Genomic DNA, 15,202 nt, shown 5'->3' on the forward strand with positions numbered 1-15,202 from the left:
CACCATGTTCCGCCATGCGTTGTCCCTCGCGTTGCCAGTGAGTCTGGCGTTCCTTTTGTCAGCATGCGGTCAGGAAGAGGCGACGCAAGTCGCCGTGCGACCAGCCATGGTGGTGCAGCCAGAGCCTTCGGCACAGGCGATGGAAAGTTATCCGGGCGAGGTGCGCGCCCGTTATGAACCGGATCTGGCATTCCGCATTGGCGGCAAAGTCAGCCGACGACTGGTCGATGAAGGTCAGCGCGTGAAGGCTGATCAGCCACTCGCCGAACTCGATCCGCAGGACGTGCGCCTGCAACTGGAAGCCACTCGCGCCCAGGTGGCTGCCGCCGAAGCCAATCTCAATCTGGTCCGCGCCGAACGTGATCGCTACAAGACCCTGATGGATCGGCAGATGGTCAGCCGCTCGGCCTACGACAACGCCGAAAACCTTTACCGCTCCGGTGAGGCCCGTCTCAAACAAATCAAAGCTGAATTCAACGTTTCGACCAATCAGGCCAGTTACGCCGTGTTGCGTGCGCCGCAGGATGGCGTGGTGGCCAAGCGTTCGGTCGAGGTTGGGCAGGTGGTTGCCGCCGGGCAAACGGTGTTTACCCTTGCCACTGATGGTGAGCGCGAAGTACTGATCAGCCTGCCGGAGCAGAGCTTCGGGCGCTTCAAGGTCGGTCAGCCTGTGACCGTCGAACTGTGGACGCAACAGAACCAGCGCTTCGCCGGGCAAATCCGCGAACTGTCGCCCGCCGCCGATCCACGCTCGCGCACTTTCGCTGCGCGCATTTCTTTCGTGAGCGGCAAAGTCCCGGCCGAACTGGGCCAGAGCGCCCGAGTGTTCGTGCAATCGGCCGACAGCGTTTCCCTGTCGGTGCCGCTCTCGGCACTCACCGCCGAAAACGGCGCGACCTACGTCTGGGTCGTCAGCGCCAATAACACCTTGAAGAAAACCCCGGTGCGCATCGGCCCGTTCGGCGAGAAAACCGTGCCGGTGCTCGAAGGCTTGAACGCCAGTGACTGGGTGGTGGCTGCTGGCGTGCATGTGTTGCTCGAAGGGCAGCAGGTGCGTCCGGTGGATCGCTCCAATCGCGTCGTCAATCTGGCGAACAAGGAGTAAGTCCCGATGCGCTTCAACCTTTCTGAATGGGCGCTGCGTAATCGCCAGATCGTACTGTTCCTGATGCTTTTGCTGGCCATCGTCGGTGCGTTGTCCTACACCAAACTCGGCCAGAGTGAAGACCCGCCGTTCACGTTCAAAGCCATGGTGATTCAAACCCGTTGGCCGGGGGCGACCGCGCAGGAAGTCTCGCGGCAGGTCACCGAGCGTATTGAAAAGAAACTGATGGAAACCGGCGAGTACGAGCGCATCGTGTCGTTCTCGCGCCCCGGCGAATCGCAGGTCACGTTCATTGCCCGCGACTCGATGCATTCCAAGCAAATCCCCGACCTCTGGTATCAGGTGCGCAAGAAGGTCAGTGATATTCGCCAGACCTTGCCGCCGGATATTCAGGGGCCGTTTTTCAACGATGAGTTCGGCACCACGTTCGGCAATATCTATGCGCTGACCGGGGACGGTTTCGATTACGCGGTGCTCAAGGATTACGCCGATCGCATCCAGATCCAGCTGCAACGGGTCAAGGATGTCGGCAAGGTCGACTTGCTCGGCTTGCAGGACGAGAAGATCTGGGTCGAGCTGTCCAACGTCAAGCTGGCGACCCTTGGCTTGCCGCTGTCGGCGGTGCAACAAGCGCTGCAAGAGCAGAACGCGGTGTCCACCGCCGGGTTCTTTGAAACCGGTAGCGAGCGTCTGCAACTGCGGGTCTCGGGGAATTTTCAGACGGTCGATGAGATAAAAAACTTCCCGATCCGCGTCGGCGATCGTACGTTCCGCATCTCCGATGTCGCCGACGTGCGTCGCGGTTTCAACGATCCACCGGCGCCGCGTATGCGCTTCATGGGCGAAGATGCGATTGGTCTCGCGGTGGCGATGAAGGATGGCGGCGACATTCTGGTGCTCGGCAAGGCGCTGGAAGGCGAGTTCTCGCGCATCCAGAAAAACCTCCCGGCCGGCATGCAATTGCGTAAGGTTTCCGATCAGCCGGCGGCGGTGAAAACCGGGGTCGGCGAGTTCGTCCAGGTGCTGGTCGAGGCACTGGCGATTGTCTTGCTGGTGAGCTTCTTCTCCCTCGGCGTGCGCACCGGCATGGTCGTGGCGCTGACCATTCCGCTGGTGCTGGCGATGACCTTCGCCTGCATGTATTACTTCGGCATCGGCCTGCACAAGATCTCCCTTGGCGCGTTAGTGCTGGCGTTGGGCTTGCTGGTGGATGACGCGATCATCGCCGTGGAAATGATGGCGATCAAAATGGAGCAGGGCTTTGACCGTATCCGCGCGGCGAGCTATGCCTGGACCAGCACCGCGTTCCCTATGCTCACCGGTACTTTGATCACCGCCGCCGGGTTTCTGCCGATTGCCACGGCGCAATCCGGCACTGGCGAATACACACGTTCGATCTTCCAGGTGGTGACCATCGCCTTGCTCGCGTCTTGGGTCGCGGCGGTGATGTTCGTACCGTATCTGGGGGAAAAACTCCTGCCGGATCTGGCGAAAATCCATGCGGCCAAACACGGTACCGCCGATGGTCAGGCTGATCCGTATGGCACGCCGTTTTATCAGCGCGTTCGGCGCTTGGTGGAGTGGTGCGTGTCGCACCGCAAGACCGTGATCGTGCTGACGGTGGGGCTGTTTATCGCCTCTGTGATGTTGTTCCGTTTCGTCCCGCAGCAGTTTTTCCCGGCCTCGAATCGACTGGAGTTGATGGTTGATCTGAAACTGGCTGAAGGCGCGTCGTTGGCCAATACCACTGGCGAGGTCAAACGTCTGGAGGCGATGCTCAAGGGTCACGCCGGTATTGATAATTATGTGGCGTATGTCGGCACGGGTTCGCCGCGTTTCTATCTGCCGCTGGATCAGCAATTGCCGGCGGCCAGTTTTGCGCAGTTTGTGGTGTTGGCGAAAACCATTGAGGAGCGTGAAGCGCTGCGCAGTTGGTTGATCGAGACGCTTAACGAGCAATTCCCGGCCCTGCGTTCGCGGGTTACGCGTCTGGAGAACGGTCCTCCGGTTGGCTATCCGGTGCAGTTCCGCGTCACCGGTGAACATATCGAAGAAGTCCGGGCGTTGGCGCGCAAGGTCGCGGCCAAGGTTCGCGAGAATCCGCATGTGGTCAATGTGCATCTGGATTGGGAAGAACCGAGCAAGGTCGTGTACCTGAACATCGATCAGGATCGCGCGCGAGCATTGGGTGTAAGCACGGCCAATCTGGCGAAATTCCTGCAGAGTTCGTTGACCGGGTCGAGTGTCAGTCAGTATCGCGAAGACAACGAATTGATCGAGATTCTGCTGCGCGGCACGGTGCATGAGCGCACTGAATTGTCCTTGTTGCCGAGTCTGGCGGTGCCGACGGACAACGGCCGCAGTGTGGCGTTGTCGCAGATTGCCACGCTGGAATACGGCTTTGAGGAGGGGATTATCTGGCATCGTAATCGCCTGCCGAACGTGACCGTGCGCGCGGATATTTATGGCAAGGAGCAGCCGGCGACGTTGGTGAAGCAGATCATGCCGACGCTGGATTCGATTCGCGCCGAGTTGCCCGATGGTTATCTGTTGGATGTCGGCGGTACGGTGGAGGATTCCGAGCGTGGGCAGAAGTCGGTGAATGCCGGGGTGCCGATGTTCATCGTGGTGGTGCTGACCTTGCTGATGGTGCAGTTACGCAGTTTTTCGCGCACGGTGATGGTGTTTTTGACGGCGCCGCTGGGGTTGATCGGGGTGACGCTGTTTTTGATGGTGTTCCGTCAGCCGTTCGGGTTTGTGGCGATGTTGGGGACGATTGCGTTGTCCGGGATGATCATGCGTAATTCGGTGATTCTGGTGGATCAGATCGAGCAGGATATTGCTTCGGGGCTTAAGCCTTGGCAGGCGATTATCGAGGCTACGGTTCGACGCTTCAGGCCGATTGTGTTGACGGCGCTGGCGGCGGTGCTGGCGATGATTCCGTTGTCGCGGAGTGTGTTTTTCGGGCCGATGGCGGTGGCGATCATGGGCGGGTTGATTGTTGCTACTGCGCTGACGCTGTTGTTTTTGCCGGCGTTGTATGCGGCTTGGTTCCGGGTGCGTAAGGACGCTTGATTCTTTTGTGACGTGGCGGCCTTCGGGCCGACCATGTTCTTGGGGTTTTGGGTGAATATCCGTTTTTGTGGGTGCTGCCGCTGGCGGTTTCGCCCTTACGGCGAGTCACCTTTTCCAAACGCCGAAAAGGTAACCCAAAAGGCTTTGTCCTGACGTTCGGCCCGCTCGCTGGGGCTCGGGGTTCCTTCGCTCCGGGATCGATCCGGGGGCATCGCCTACGGTTTGCTTCGCTGCACCTCCTCTCGATGTGTTCGACTTCGTCGAACGGTCGCTGCGCTCCCACCCCCGGATCAATCCCTCCACTCAGCCTGCCGACGGGCCTTCAGATCAAGATCAAAAGCTGCAGCCGAGCTAACGCTCATCCTGTTGAGTGGTGAGGAGCAGAAGCGGTCTGCTCTTGCTCTTCTGTGGGAGTGAGCCTGCTCGCGATGACGCCCTGACAGCCGCCCAATCTCTACCTGCATACACCCAATCCAATTGTGGGAGCTGGCTTGCCAGCGATGGCGGCCTGACAGCCGACCGATCTCCAGCGGATTGCTCACGATCCAACTGTAGGAGTGAGCCTGCTCGCGATGACGGCCCGCCAGCTGTCCAATTTCTCTCTGCATGGACTCCTTCCAACCTGTGGGAGCCAGCCTGCTGGCGATGACGATCGGACAGGCAAAATTGTTTAACCGTGTTGCGAAAACACAGAACCTTCCCACAAGGTTTTCAGGTTGTCCGTCGGAAGCGCGATCTCTAGGCTAGGTCTGTCGCTGCAAAAATCAGCGACCGGGTTTCGCAGCCCGGTTAAACTTCAGACGCACAGCGTCCACCATCCGAAAGCGGGCGCTTTTTTATGCCTGTGTCATGGCGGTTGTGCGCGGGATACCTTCGGGTATGCCGGGTGCCTGAAGTCCCGGTCTGCGAACCTGCGTACAGCTGCCACCTAACTTTCGTTTCGCAGCGAACGGTGGCGGCTCCACTACTTCAGGAGATTTCGCCATGTTCAAACCCACACCAAATCCCCCCAAAGCCGTCAGCCATCCCAGCACAATTTTCACCGTCCTTCCCGAAGTCGATTCCGAAACATTACTCGCTCACGCCTGTGAAACCCTGGCTTCAGCCAACATCATGGCCAGCGAACTGGCGTTCACCCTGAATGGCCCGACGTGTAGTCAGCTTCTGGGTATTCAGCAGATGATTTCCCTCGCTGAGCTTTCGGTGAATCGCGTCCTCGATCAAGTCGACCCGCAAAACTGACGCCCACAAAAAAGCCCGCTGAACCGGTGAAGGTCAGCGGGCTTTTTGTCGTTCAGAACATTACAGCGTGCCGAATACCTTCTTCGCCAAACTGGTCGCCGCAGCAGCCGGGTTCTGGCGGATGGTTTCTTCCTGTTTGCCGATCATCTCGAACAAGCCATTCAGCGCTTGCTCGGTCACGTAGTTTTCAACGTTGGCGCTCTTCGCATCGACAACGCCAAACGCAGCAGCCTGACCAGCGAACGAGTTGTACTTCTGTGCTACGCCAACCTTGTCGGTCGCCTGTTTGACGATCGGCAGGAACTTGGCGCGAATCTGTTCGCGGCTGGATTTGTCGAGGTATTGCGTGGCCGAGTCCTTGCCGCCGCTGAGGATGCCTTTGGCGTCTGCCACGCTCATTTTCTTCACGGCGTCGACGAGGATGGGCTGGGCTTGAGTTACAGCGCTTTCCGCCGCTTTGTTCATCGCGGTTTCCAGTTCTTCAACCTGAGCGCCCATGCCGAAGGCTTTCATCTTGCTCGCGGCCTTGCCGAGTTTGCCCGGCAGCTCGATCTTCACGTCGGGGTTGTTGCTGAAGCCGCCGGGTGTACCCAGTTGCTTGACGGCGATTTGCGCGCCTTGGGTCAGGGCATCCTTGAGGCCGCCGGTGGCGTCTTTTTGCGACAGGTCACTGAGCGACAGGGCCAGCGCGCTGGCGGAGATCATCAGGCCTGCGCACAGGCCAGCGAAGCGAAGGGTAGGGCGGAGCATGGCGGCTTCCTTGTTGCGGAAAAGGGTTGCGGAAAATGAATTAACGAACGGCGTCGACGCGGATTTTCAGCGGCTGCGGGTCGTTGCCGTCGAGTTGCACGGCGTGGTTTTCGGTGGTGATGAACATCAACTCACCGTTGACTTCAATGCGCGCGCTGACCGAGTAACGGTGGCCAGGTTTGATCTGCGCTGGATCGTAGCTCAAGTGGAAGGGCAGTGGCACCTGGCCTTTGACCGGACCTTTTTGCTCGTCCAGTACTACGGCTGGCGCATCGGCCAACGAAACGTCTTGCAGGCTGACGCTGAGGGTCGCGCTCGGAGGCAGGGCGATGCGCTGCAGGTAGAACACTTCACCGTCGAGGCCTACCTTGCCGGCAGGTGTGGTCGACTGGCAGGCGCTGAGCAGTGTAGCGGCGGCGAGCAGAGTCAGTTTTTTCATGGTGTTCTCCATTCAATTGTAGGAGCGAGCCTGCTCGCGAAAGCGGTTTAGCATTCAACATTTCAGTTGTCTGACACTCCGTCTTCGCGAGCAAACTCACTCCCACCAGGTTTGCATCAGGTCTCGGGTTGGGCGACGACCTGATCGGCAGCATCCTCACTGCGATGCAGCGCGACCTGGCGAATCGACAAGCGAATTTCCGCCGGCAATACGCGTTTGGCTGCACCTTCGGCGAGCTCGCCAAGCAGTTCGTGATAACTCAGTTTGCCGGCCTCGTCGCGGCGCAGCACGTCGAGGTCGAGCATTGTCTGGATGAAGTGACGGAACAGGCTCTTGTCGAAGAACTCCGGGGCGTTGAGGCCGTGGAGGATCGACAGGCGCTGGGCCATGACCGTGCAGAGATCTTCCAGCTCTTCGGCGCTGATGCTGTTCTGGCCGCTGTTGAGCAGCAAGGACACGGTCATGTAGAAACGCTGCAAGGTCTGGGCGATGCTCTTCGACAGTAGCGTCAGCAGCACGAAATGCCGCGAACTTGGCGCCGGACGCAGATAGACGTCTTTCTCGAAACGCAACAGGCCTTGTTCGACGAACGCTTCCAGCCACTGATCGACCACACCGTCCAGTTCGTCCAGCGTCCAGCGAATGAACAGCTCCGATTGCAGGTACGGATACAGCGCGCGGGTGTAGCGCAGGATCTGTTCGCGGCTCATGCGCGAAGCGCTCTGGAAGAAGCTCGCCAGCAGTGCAGGCAACGCGAAGATGTGCAGCACGTTGTTGCGGTAGTAAGTCATCAGGACGGCATTCTGCTCGTCCAGATAGAGAATTTTGCCCAAGGCATCGTTCTGCTCGGCGAGCAGGTCCATGTCTTTCACATGCTCGATCAGCGCACGGCCGTCGCCTTCCGGCAGCGTGGTGTGCGGCGAATACGGGACTTTGCGCAGCAGCGCCAGGTACAGATCCAGTACTCGCGCCATGGCGCGATCGTCCAGCGCCAGACGTGTGGTCGACAGCAGCGCCAGCGCCACCAGGTTGACCGGGTTGATCGCCGCCGCTTCGTTCAAATGCTGCGCGACTTTTTCGCCGAGGCGATTGGTGGTTTCGTTGAGCCACGCTGGTTTGTACTGCGGGCCGAGTTCCTGCTGGCGCCAGTCCGGTTGCTCGGCGTCGAGGAATTCTGCGAGTTTGATCGGCTCACCGAAGTTGACGGCGACCTGACCGAAACGCTGCTTGAGCGCGCCGATGACTTTGAAAATGTCGAAGATCGATTCTTTCTTCTTGCTAGCGCCACGCAATTCGCCGAGGTAGGTGCGACCCTCCAGCACGCGCTCATAGCCGATGTACACCGGCACAAACACGATCGGCATGCGCGACGAACGCAGGAAGCTGCGCATGGTGATCGCGAGCATGCCGGTTTTTGGTTGCAGCATGCGCCCGGTGCGCGAGCGGCCGCCCTCGACGAAGTACTCGACCGGGAAGCCTTTGGTGAACAGCGTGTGCAGATATTCGTTGAACACCGAGGTGTACAGCGGATTGCCCTTGAACGTGCGGCGCATGAAGAACGCACCGCCACGGCGCAGCAGGCTGCCGATCACCGGCATGTTCAGGTTGATCCCGGCGGCGATGTGCGGCGGGGTCAGGCCGTTGCGAAACAGCAAATACGAGAGCAGCAGGTAGTCGATGTGGCTGCGATGGCAAGGCACGTAGATCACTTCGTGCCCCTGCGCGACTTTCTGCACGCCTTCGATGTGGTTGACCTTGATGCCGTCGTAAATCTTGTTCCAGAACCAGCTCAGCACCACTTCGAGGAAGCGGATCGCCGTGTAGGTGTAGTCCGAGGCGATCTCGTTGCCGTAGCGCAAGGCCTGGGCCTTGGCTTTTTCCGCGGAGATGTTTTCGCGCTCGGCTTCGTCGAGGATTGCTTGCTTGACCAATGGCTGGTTGAGCAGGCCTTTGACCAGGTTGCGACGGTGCGAAATGTCCGGGCCGATGACCGCTGCTTTCAGGTTCCGGAAGTGTACGCGCAGGATGCGCTGGGCCATGCGCACGGTGCGTTCGTGGCCCTTGTTGTGCTCGATCAGCTCGCGCAGGTGAATCGGTGCGGAGAACTGCACGCGGGTTTTGCGCCCGAGGACGATGATGCTCAGCAGCCGACGTAAACGCCCGGTGACCGCCCAGCTGTCGGCGAACAACAATTTCCAAGGACTGTTTTCGCTGTCCGGCGACTGGCCCCAGAACACGCTGACCGGAATGATCTGCGCGTCTTCAGCAGCGTTCTGCGTCAGTGCGCTGACAAGGCGAGTCAGGGTCGGCGGTGCGCCGCGCTTGTCCTGGCGACCGAGCCAGTCCGGATCCGGCGTCAGGTAGAAAAACGCCGCCGGTTCGATCAGCGAACCCACCGACACCGGCAGCACCGGACGCGGCAGGCCGGCCTTGGTGCACTCGGTATCGACCACGGCCAGATCGGTCAGCGAAGGGTTTTGCAGGACGTAGAACACCGGACGACTGCGGTCGAGGTTGAGGGTGAGCGACGACTGGTTGATCGTCTCCGAGCGAACCCAGAGGTACAACAGTCGGCGCAAGGTGCCAAACACTAGACGGCGGAACGGGGAACGGGTCATACGGCTTCTGCGTGAGTGGATAAACCGAGCGGTTGCTCGGGAGGGCGACAGTTTGCCGTATTCACCGAAAATCGGCAAAAAAGCGGCGAAGTAATCTCCTGTTGAGACTTTCCGCACCTGTCATATACTCGGCGGTCTGTCGCCGGGGGCCTTTTATGGACGTCGGACGCAGGCTGACGTTCCGCAAAGGCTTTCCTGCGAAAAGCCTGTCCAATAATAAAAAAGGAGTATGAACAGATGGCAACACGCGAAACCGGCAATGTGAAGTGGTTCAACGACGCCAAGGGCTACGGCTTTATCCAGCGCGAAGACGGGGTGGACGTGTTCGTGCACTACCGCGCGATTCGCGGCGAAGGGCATCGGTCGCTGACTGAAGGCCAGCAGGTTGAATACGCAGTGATTACTGGCGAGAAGGGGTTGCAGGCTGAGGATGTTGTAGGCCTGTAATGATCGTTCCCACGCTCTGCGTGGGAATGCCTCAACGGACGCTCCGCGTTCGCTTTGGGACGCAGAGCGTCCCGGACTGCATTCCCACGCGGAGCGTGGGAACGATCAAAGATCGCAGCCTTCGGCAGCTCCTACAGCTGTACACATAACCCTGTAGGAGCTGCCGAAGGCTCGGGCCGCGATCGGACGATCTTTTGCTTTTAAGCGGTTTTCCAGGTGATTTCTTCTTCACCGTCTGCGCTGATACGCATCCAGCGATCCGCCGTTTCCTCACCTTCTTCTTCAACCCACGTCCCCGGCGCGCAACGCACTTCGACGTTCAGCGCAGCAAACGCGGCGCGGGCGCAGGCGATGTCGTCGTCCCATGGGGTCTGGTCGCTTTCGAGGTACAGGCTGTTCCACTTGCCCACGGCTTTCGGCAGCCAGGTCACCGGCACGTTGCCGGCCGTGCATTTGTAGGTCTGGCCTTTCTGTACCCAGTCACTGCACGGGCCCAACGCTTCGCCCAGCCAGGCCGAAATGGCCTTGTGGTCGACGTCGGCGTCTTTCAGGTAAATCTCGATGTCCGGTTGGCGCATGGATGTCCTCACTGCGGGTCTGAAAAATCCATTCGCGGATTTAGCCGGCCCCGGGCACTCGCCCGAGACCAAAAGTTATTGAAGAACGAAATAATCGTAGCGCATCGACACGGTGGTCACGAACGGCTCAGCCTGTTCGATCACCGCGGCACGACGCTCGGCACTGGCGCGCCAGCCGTGGGGTGTCATCGCCAACAGGTTGGCGCGATCCTCAGGCTTTTCCAGCGTCAGCTTGAATTCCAGGGTTTCACTGTGCGCCAGCGTCATGCCTTCCGGCACCAGGGCCAGATGCTTGTCGTCGGTGTATTCGCGCACTTCGTCATAAAGACGTTCGCGCAACTCCATCAGGTGGCCGCTGGTCGGGCCGACTTTCATCAGACCGCCGCCGACACTGAGCAGCCGCTTGGCTTCTTCCCAGTCCAGAGGACTGAAAACGCTGGCGAGAAACTGGCAACTGCCCGACGCCAACGGCACGCGGGCCATGCTGGCGATCAACCAAGTGATCGCCGGATTACGCTTGCAGGCACGTTTGACCGCTTCGCGGGAAATGTCCAGTGCGTAGCCGTCAGCGTTCGGCAAGGCCTCGGCGATCTGCGCGGTGTAGTAACCCTCTCCACAACCGATATCGACCCAGCGATCTGGCGCATAACTCGCCGCCAGCTCGGCCAGACGCTTGGCCACCGGCGCGTAATGCCCTGCGTTCAAGAAGTCCCGGCGTGCTTCGACCATGGCCTGGTTGTCGCCAGGGTCGCGGCTGTTTTTGTGCTGCACCGGCAACAGGTTCAGGTAACCCTGGCGCGCACGGTCGAAGCGATGGCCGGCGGGGCAGACCACGCCGTTGTCCACCGCATTCAGCGGTTCACTGCAGATGGGGCAAGCGAGCATCAGGCGAGCAACTTGATCAGGGTCTGGTAGTAGATCTCGGTCAGTACGTCGAGATCGGCTGCCAGTACGCGTTCGTTGACCTGGTGGATGGTCGCGTTGACCGGGCCCAGTTCAACCACTTGCGTGCCCATGGTCGCGATGAAACGGCCGTCGGACGTTCCGCCGCTGGTGGACGCTTTAGTCTCGCGACCGGTGATGTCCTTGATGCTCGCCGACACCGCGTCGAGCAGTGCGCCTGGTTCGGTGAGGAACGGCAGGCCGGACAGTGCCCAGTCGATGTGCCAGTCCAGATCGTGCTTGTCGAGAATATCGGCCACGCGTTTCTGCAGGCCTTCGACGGTCGATTCGGTGGAGAAGCGGAAGTTGAATACCGCCACCAGATCCCCCGGAATCACGTTGGTCGCGCCGGTGCCGGAGTTGACGTTGGAGATCTGGAAACTGGTCGGCGGGAAGAAATCGTTGCCGTGATCCCAGTGCTCGGCGGCCAGTTCGGCCAGCGCCGGAGCGGCGAGGTGGATCGGATTCTTCGCCAGGTGCGGATAGGCGACGTGACCCTGAATGCCTTTGACCGTGAGCTTGGCGCCCAGCGAGCCACGACGGCCGTTTTTCACCACGTCGCCAACCAGGGTGGTGCTCGACGGTTCGCCGACGATGCACCAGTCCAGACGCTCGTTACGTGCAGCCAGACGCTCGACCACAGCCTTGGTGCCGTGGTGCGCCGGGCCTTCTTCGTCGCTGGTGATCAGGAACGCGACCTTGCCCTTGTGGTTCGGGTAGTCAGCGACAAAGCGCTCGGCGGCGACGGTCATCGACGCCAGGCTGCCTTTCATGTCCGCCGCGCCACGGCCGCAGAGCATGCCGTGTTCGTCGATCAGCGCGTTGAACGGGTCGATCTGCCACGCCGTGACCGGGCCGGTCGGCACCACGTCGGTGTGGCCGGCGAAGCACAGCACCGGGCCGTCGTTGTTGCCGTGGGTCGCCCAGAAGTTATCCACATCTTCGATGCGCATCGGCTCGAGGCTGAAACCGGCATCGCCCAGGCGCTGCATCATCTGCTTCTGGCAATCGGCGTCGACCGGCGTCACGGACGGACGGCGGATCAGGTCGATGGCGAGTTGGAGGGTCGGCGAAAGGTCGGCGTGGGCCGTCATGTAATAACTCCGGGTGCGCACGGTAAACCTGTAGGAGCTGCCGCAGGCTGCGATCTTTTGATTTTGTTTTTTAAAATCAACAGCAAGATCAAAAGATCGCAGCCTTCGGCAGCTCCTACCGAGTTTGTTGGCATTGAAAAAGGCGGTCATTCTAAAGCAAAACGGCGGCCCGAAGGCCGCCGTTTGACGTATCCGTTACTGATTATGCTGTTGCCGGCTCAGGCGCCGTGGCCGGTTTAGGCAGCGACGACAGGAACGCCATGATCAGCGCCGCCAGATACGGCAGCGACTGCACCAGCAACATCACCACCCAGAAACGCATGTCGTTGCTCGGCATGCCGTTGACCAGGAAGATCCCCAGCGCCGCGCCCCACAACAGCAGCATGATGAACAGCTCTTCGCGCGCTTCGGAAATCGCCACCCAGAAACCATGGTTGTCGGCGTTTTTCGGCGTGCGGAAGAACGGAATGCTGCTGGTGAAGAAACCGTACAACACCGCTTTGGCGATGGTGTGCGATAACGCCAGCCCGGCCAGTGCCGCGCAAAACGCATCTTTCAGGTTCACGCCGACCGCGCGACGGTAGAGGAAGATGATCTTGCCGACCTTGAACACGAACAGCGCCAGTGGCGGGATCGCGAAGATCAGCAGCGGCGGATCGACCCGTTGCGGCACGATGATCATTGCCGCCGACCACAACAGCGCGCCGACGGTGAAGAAGATGTTCATGCCGTCCGCGACCCACGGCAACCAGCCCGCGAGGAAGTGGTAACGCTGGCCACGGGTCAGCTCGGTGTCCTTGCCACGCAGCAGACTGCCGGTGTGGCGTTTGATGATCTGAATCGCACCGTAGGCCCAGCGGAAACGCTGTTTCTTGAAGTCGATAAACGTATCCGGCATCAGGCCCTTGCCGTAGCTGTCGTGGTAATACGCCGCCGACAAGCCTTTTTCGAACACGCGCAGACCGAGTTCGGCGTCTTCACAGATGCACCAGTCGGCCCAGCCCAATTCTTCCAGCACCGAGCGGCGGGTCATGGTCATGGTGCCGTGCTGGATGATTGCGTCACGGTCGTTACGAGTGACCATGCCGATATGGAAGAAGCCTTTGTATTCGGCGTAGCAGAGCTTCTTGAAGGTGCTTTCGTTCTGATCGCGGTAATCCTGCGGCGACTGCACCACGGCGATTTTCGGGTCAGCGAAGTGCGGCACCATGTGCTTGAGCCAGTTCGGATGCACGCAGTAATCGGAGTCGATCACCGCGATCACTTCGGCATCCTTGGCGGTGTGCGGAATCAGGTAGTTCAGCGCGCCACCCTTGAAACCGGCCAGGGGCGAGACGTGGAAGAACTTGAAGCGCGGACCGAGGGTTGCGCAGTAGTCGCGCACCGGTTCCCACACCGCCGGGTCCTTGGTGTTGTTGTCGATGATCAGGACTTCGTAGTCCGGATAATCGAGGGCGGCGAGGGCGTCGAGGGTCTGTTTGACCATGTCCGGCGGCTCGTTGTAGCACGGCACATGGATCGAGACTTTCGGGCGATAGCTGGAGTCGCCCTCGACCGGCAGGAACTCACGCCGCCGCTTGTGAATCCACACCGCTTCGGCCAGTTCATGGGCTTCCGTCAGCAAGACGATAAACACTCCGAGCGCACCCAGTGCCAAGAGGAAGCCGACCGTCAAACTGAACCACGTGCTGTATTGCAGGCTGTAGTCGTAACCGATCCACACCAGCACCGAACCACAGAGGAAGGCGATAAAGGTCAGGAAGATCCGCCCACGCTGACGCAGCGCCGAGCCGTCGATCATCAGCAGGGTCAGCGACAGCAACGCCAATACCACCGAACCGACTGCCAGCACTCGCCATTGCGGGATCGCGACCACCGGGCCTTCGAAGTTGAATTTCTGCTGACGCGCAGCGTTGAACACGCCCCAGTACGCGCCGACCGAGCCTTCGTCGCTGGCCTTCCACGGCTGGTCAAACGCTTCGATCACGAAGTAGTTGAAGCCTTGGCGGTTGAGCTTGTTGACCAGTGTGCGCAGGTAGATCGCCTGATCCGCCGGCGACGCATCGGCGCCACCGCGCATGCGACCGTTGCTCGGCCAGCCGACTTCGGAGAGCAGCAGCGGTTTTTTCGGGAACATCTTTTTCAGATCGCGGGCGCGGTCGAAAACGAACTGCCCGGCCTTGTCGACCGGGATGAATTCCCAGTACGGCAGAACGTGCGCAGCGATCAGGTCAACGTGCTTGGCCAGTTCCGGGTGTTCTTCCCAGACGTGCCATTGCTCGGAGGTGGTCACCGGCACTTTCACCGCCGCGCGCACGCGATCGAGCAGCACGCTCAGCTCTTGGGCGGTGATTTCCTTGCGGAAGATCGCTTCGTTACCGACCACCACGCGAACCACGCTGCGTGAAGTGTTGGCCAGTTCGATGGCTCGGGTGATTTCCCGTTCGTTGCGTTCCTGATCGGGGCTGATCCAGATCCCCAATGTCACGCGCAGGCCGAATTCTTCAGCCAGTTTCGGGATGTCTTGCAGCGAGCCGTCGACCGAGTAGATGCGGATGTTGTCCGTCAGCTTGCTCATGATCTCCAGGTCGCGGCGCATTTCGTCGTCAGTCGGGTACTGATCTTTTTGCGGATATTGTCCCTGCTGGAACGGCGAATAGGAGAAACCGGAGATCTGCTCCGGCCAGTTCGGCGCGGAAACCGGGCGATTGATCAGCGCCCAGAAACCGGTGAACAGGGCGGCGATTGCCAGAACCACCACCAGGTTGAGTCCAAATTTACGCGATGACATAGCTATTTCGGGTTCCAAAGGCTGTGGAACGGAGGATCGGTCGGCTATACGCCCGAGGGGCGCGCATCCTACACCGGCAGTTCGCAAGTCGTACATCAGACAGGGAAATGCCCGACATTGG

11 protein-coding genes are annotated in these 15,202 nt (G+C 60.1%); 4 read left to right on the forward strand and 7 right to left on the reverse strand.

Translation table 11 applies throughout. The features are described from left to right. The first annotated feature begins 4 nt into the window (after nt 1–4). The 3 genes from CKW26_RS23780 (at nt 5) to CKW26_RS23790 (ending at nt 5,422) form a co-directional block, all read left to right on the forward strand. Nucleotides 5–1,105: an efflux RND transporter periplasmic adaptor subunit gene (locus CKW26_RS23780; RefSeq protein WP_095050385.1), complete on the forward strand. Its 1,101-nt coding sequence runs from the start codon at nt 5–7 to the stop codon at nt 1,103–1,105. Nucleotides 1,106–1,111: 6 nt separating this feature from the next. Next, on the forward strand, nt 1,112–4,180 hold the full coding sequence (locus CKW26_RS23785; protein ID WP_095050386.1) for an efflux RND transporter permease subunit: 3,069 nt from the start codon (nt 1,112–1,114) through the stop codon (nt 4,178–4,180). Nucleotides 4,181–5,164: 984 nt separating this feature from the next. Continuing rightward, complete coding sequence (locus CKW26_RS23790) at nt 5,165–5,422, forward strand: DUF6124 family protein (RefSeq protein ID WP_095050387.1); 258 nt, start codon at nt 5,165–5,167, stop codon at nt 5,420–5,422. A 60-nt stretch (nt 5,423–5,482) separates the two neighbouring features. On the opposite strand, the gene CKW26_RS23795 is transcribed toward CKW26_RS23790, so the two are convergent. The 3 genes from CKW26_RS23795 to plsB form a co-directional block, all read right to left on the reverse strand. Then, a complete protein-coding gene (locus CKW26_RS23795) occupies nt 5,483–6,172 on the reverse strand; it encodes a DUF4197 domain-containing protein (protein ID WP_007908873.1) in 690 nt (229 codons plus the stop codon). A gap of 40 nt (nt 6,173–6,212) precedes the next feature. Beyond that, nucleotides 6,213–6,611, reverse strand: coding sequence for a YbaY family lipoprotein (locus tag CKW26_RS23800; RefSeq protein ID WP_093436640.1), 399 nt, complete (start codon nt 6,609–6,611; stop codon nt 6,213–6,215). Nucleotides 6,612–6,727: 116 nt separating this feature from the next. Continuing rightward, a complete protein-coding gene (gene plsB / locus CKW26_RS23805) occupies nt 6,728–9,229 on the reverse strand; it encodes a glycerol-3-phosphate 1-O-acyltransferase PlsB (RefSeq protein ID WP_095050388.1) in 2,502 nt (833 codons plus the stop codon). A 237-nt stretch (nt 9,230–9,466) separates the two neighbouring features. On the opposite strand from plsB, the gene CKW26_RS23810 reads away from it, so the two are divergent. Continuing rightward, nucleotides 9,467–9,676 carry a cold-shock protein gene (locus CKW26_RS23810; protein ID WP_007908870.1) on the forward strand — a complete coding sequence of 70 codons (210 nt, stop codon included), beginning with the start codon at nt 9,467–9,469 and terminating at the stop codon, nt 9,674–9,676. A 200-nt stretch (nt 9,677–9,876) separates the two neighbouring features. Here the strand turns inward: CKW26_RS23810 and CKW26_RS23815 are convergent, their stop codons facing one another. From CKW26_RS23815 to CKW26_RS23830, 4 genes are all read right to left on the reverse strand, one after another. Then, nucleotides 9,877–10,254, reverse strand: a complete 378-nt coding sequence (locus CKW26_RS23815; protein WP_093436628.1) for a hypothetical protein — start codon at nt 10,252–10,254, stop codon at nt 9,877–9,879. A 75-nt stretch (nt 10,255–10,329) separates the two neighbouring features. Beyond that, nucleotides 10,330–11,139 carry a putative RNA methyltransferase gene (locus CKW26_RS23820; protein WP_095050389.1) on the reverse strand — a complete coding sequence of 270 codons (810 nt, stop codon included), beginning with the start codon at nt 11,137–11,139 and terminating at the stop codon, nt 10,330–10,332. Continuing rightward, nucleotides 11,139–12,290 carry a succinyl-diaminopimelate desuccinylase gene (gene dapE, locus CKW26_RS23825; RefSeq protein ID WP_095050390.1) on the reverse strand — a complete coding sequence of 384 codons (1,152 nt, stop codon included), beginning with the start codon at nt 12,288–12,290 and terminating at the stop codon, nt 11,139–11,141. Before dapE ends, CKW26_RS23820 begins: the two co-directional genes overlap by 1 nt. A gap of 202 nt (nt 12,291–12,492) precedes the next feature. Beyond that, nucleotides 12,493–15,081: a glycosyltransferase gene (locus CKW26_RS23830; protein ID WP_095050391.1), complete on the reverse strand. Its 2,589-nt coding sequence runs from the start codon at nt 15,079–15,081 to the stop codon at nt 12,493–12,495. Between the last annotated feature and the right edge of the window lie 121 nt (nt 15,082–15,202).

Origin of the sequence: Pseudomonas sp. Irchel s3h9 (assembly GCF_900187475.1) — a bacterium.
GTDB classification, from domain to species: Bacteria; Pseudomonadota; Gammaproteobacteria; order Pseudomonadales; family Pseudomonadaceae; genus Aquipseudomonas; species Aquipseudomonas neuropathica.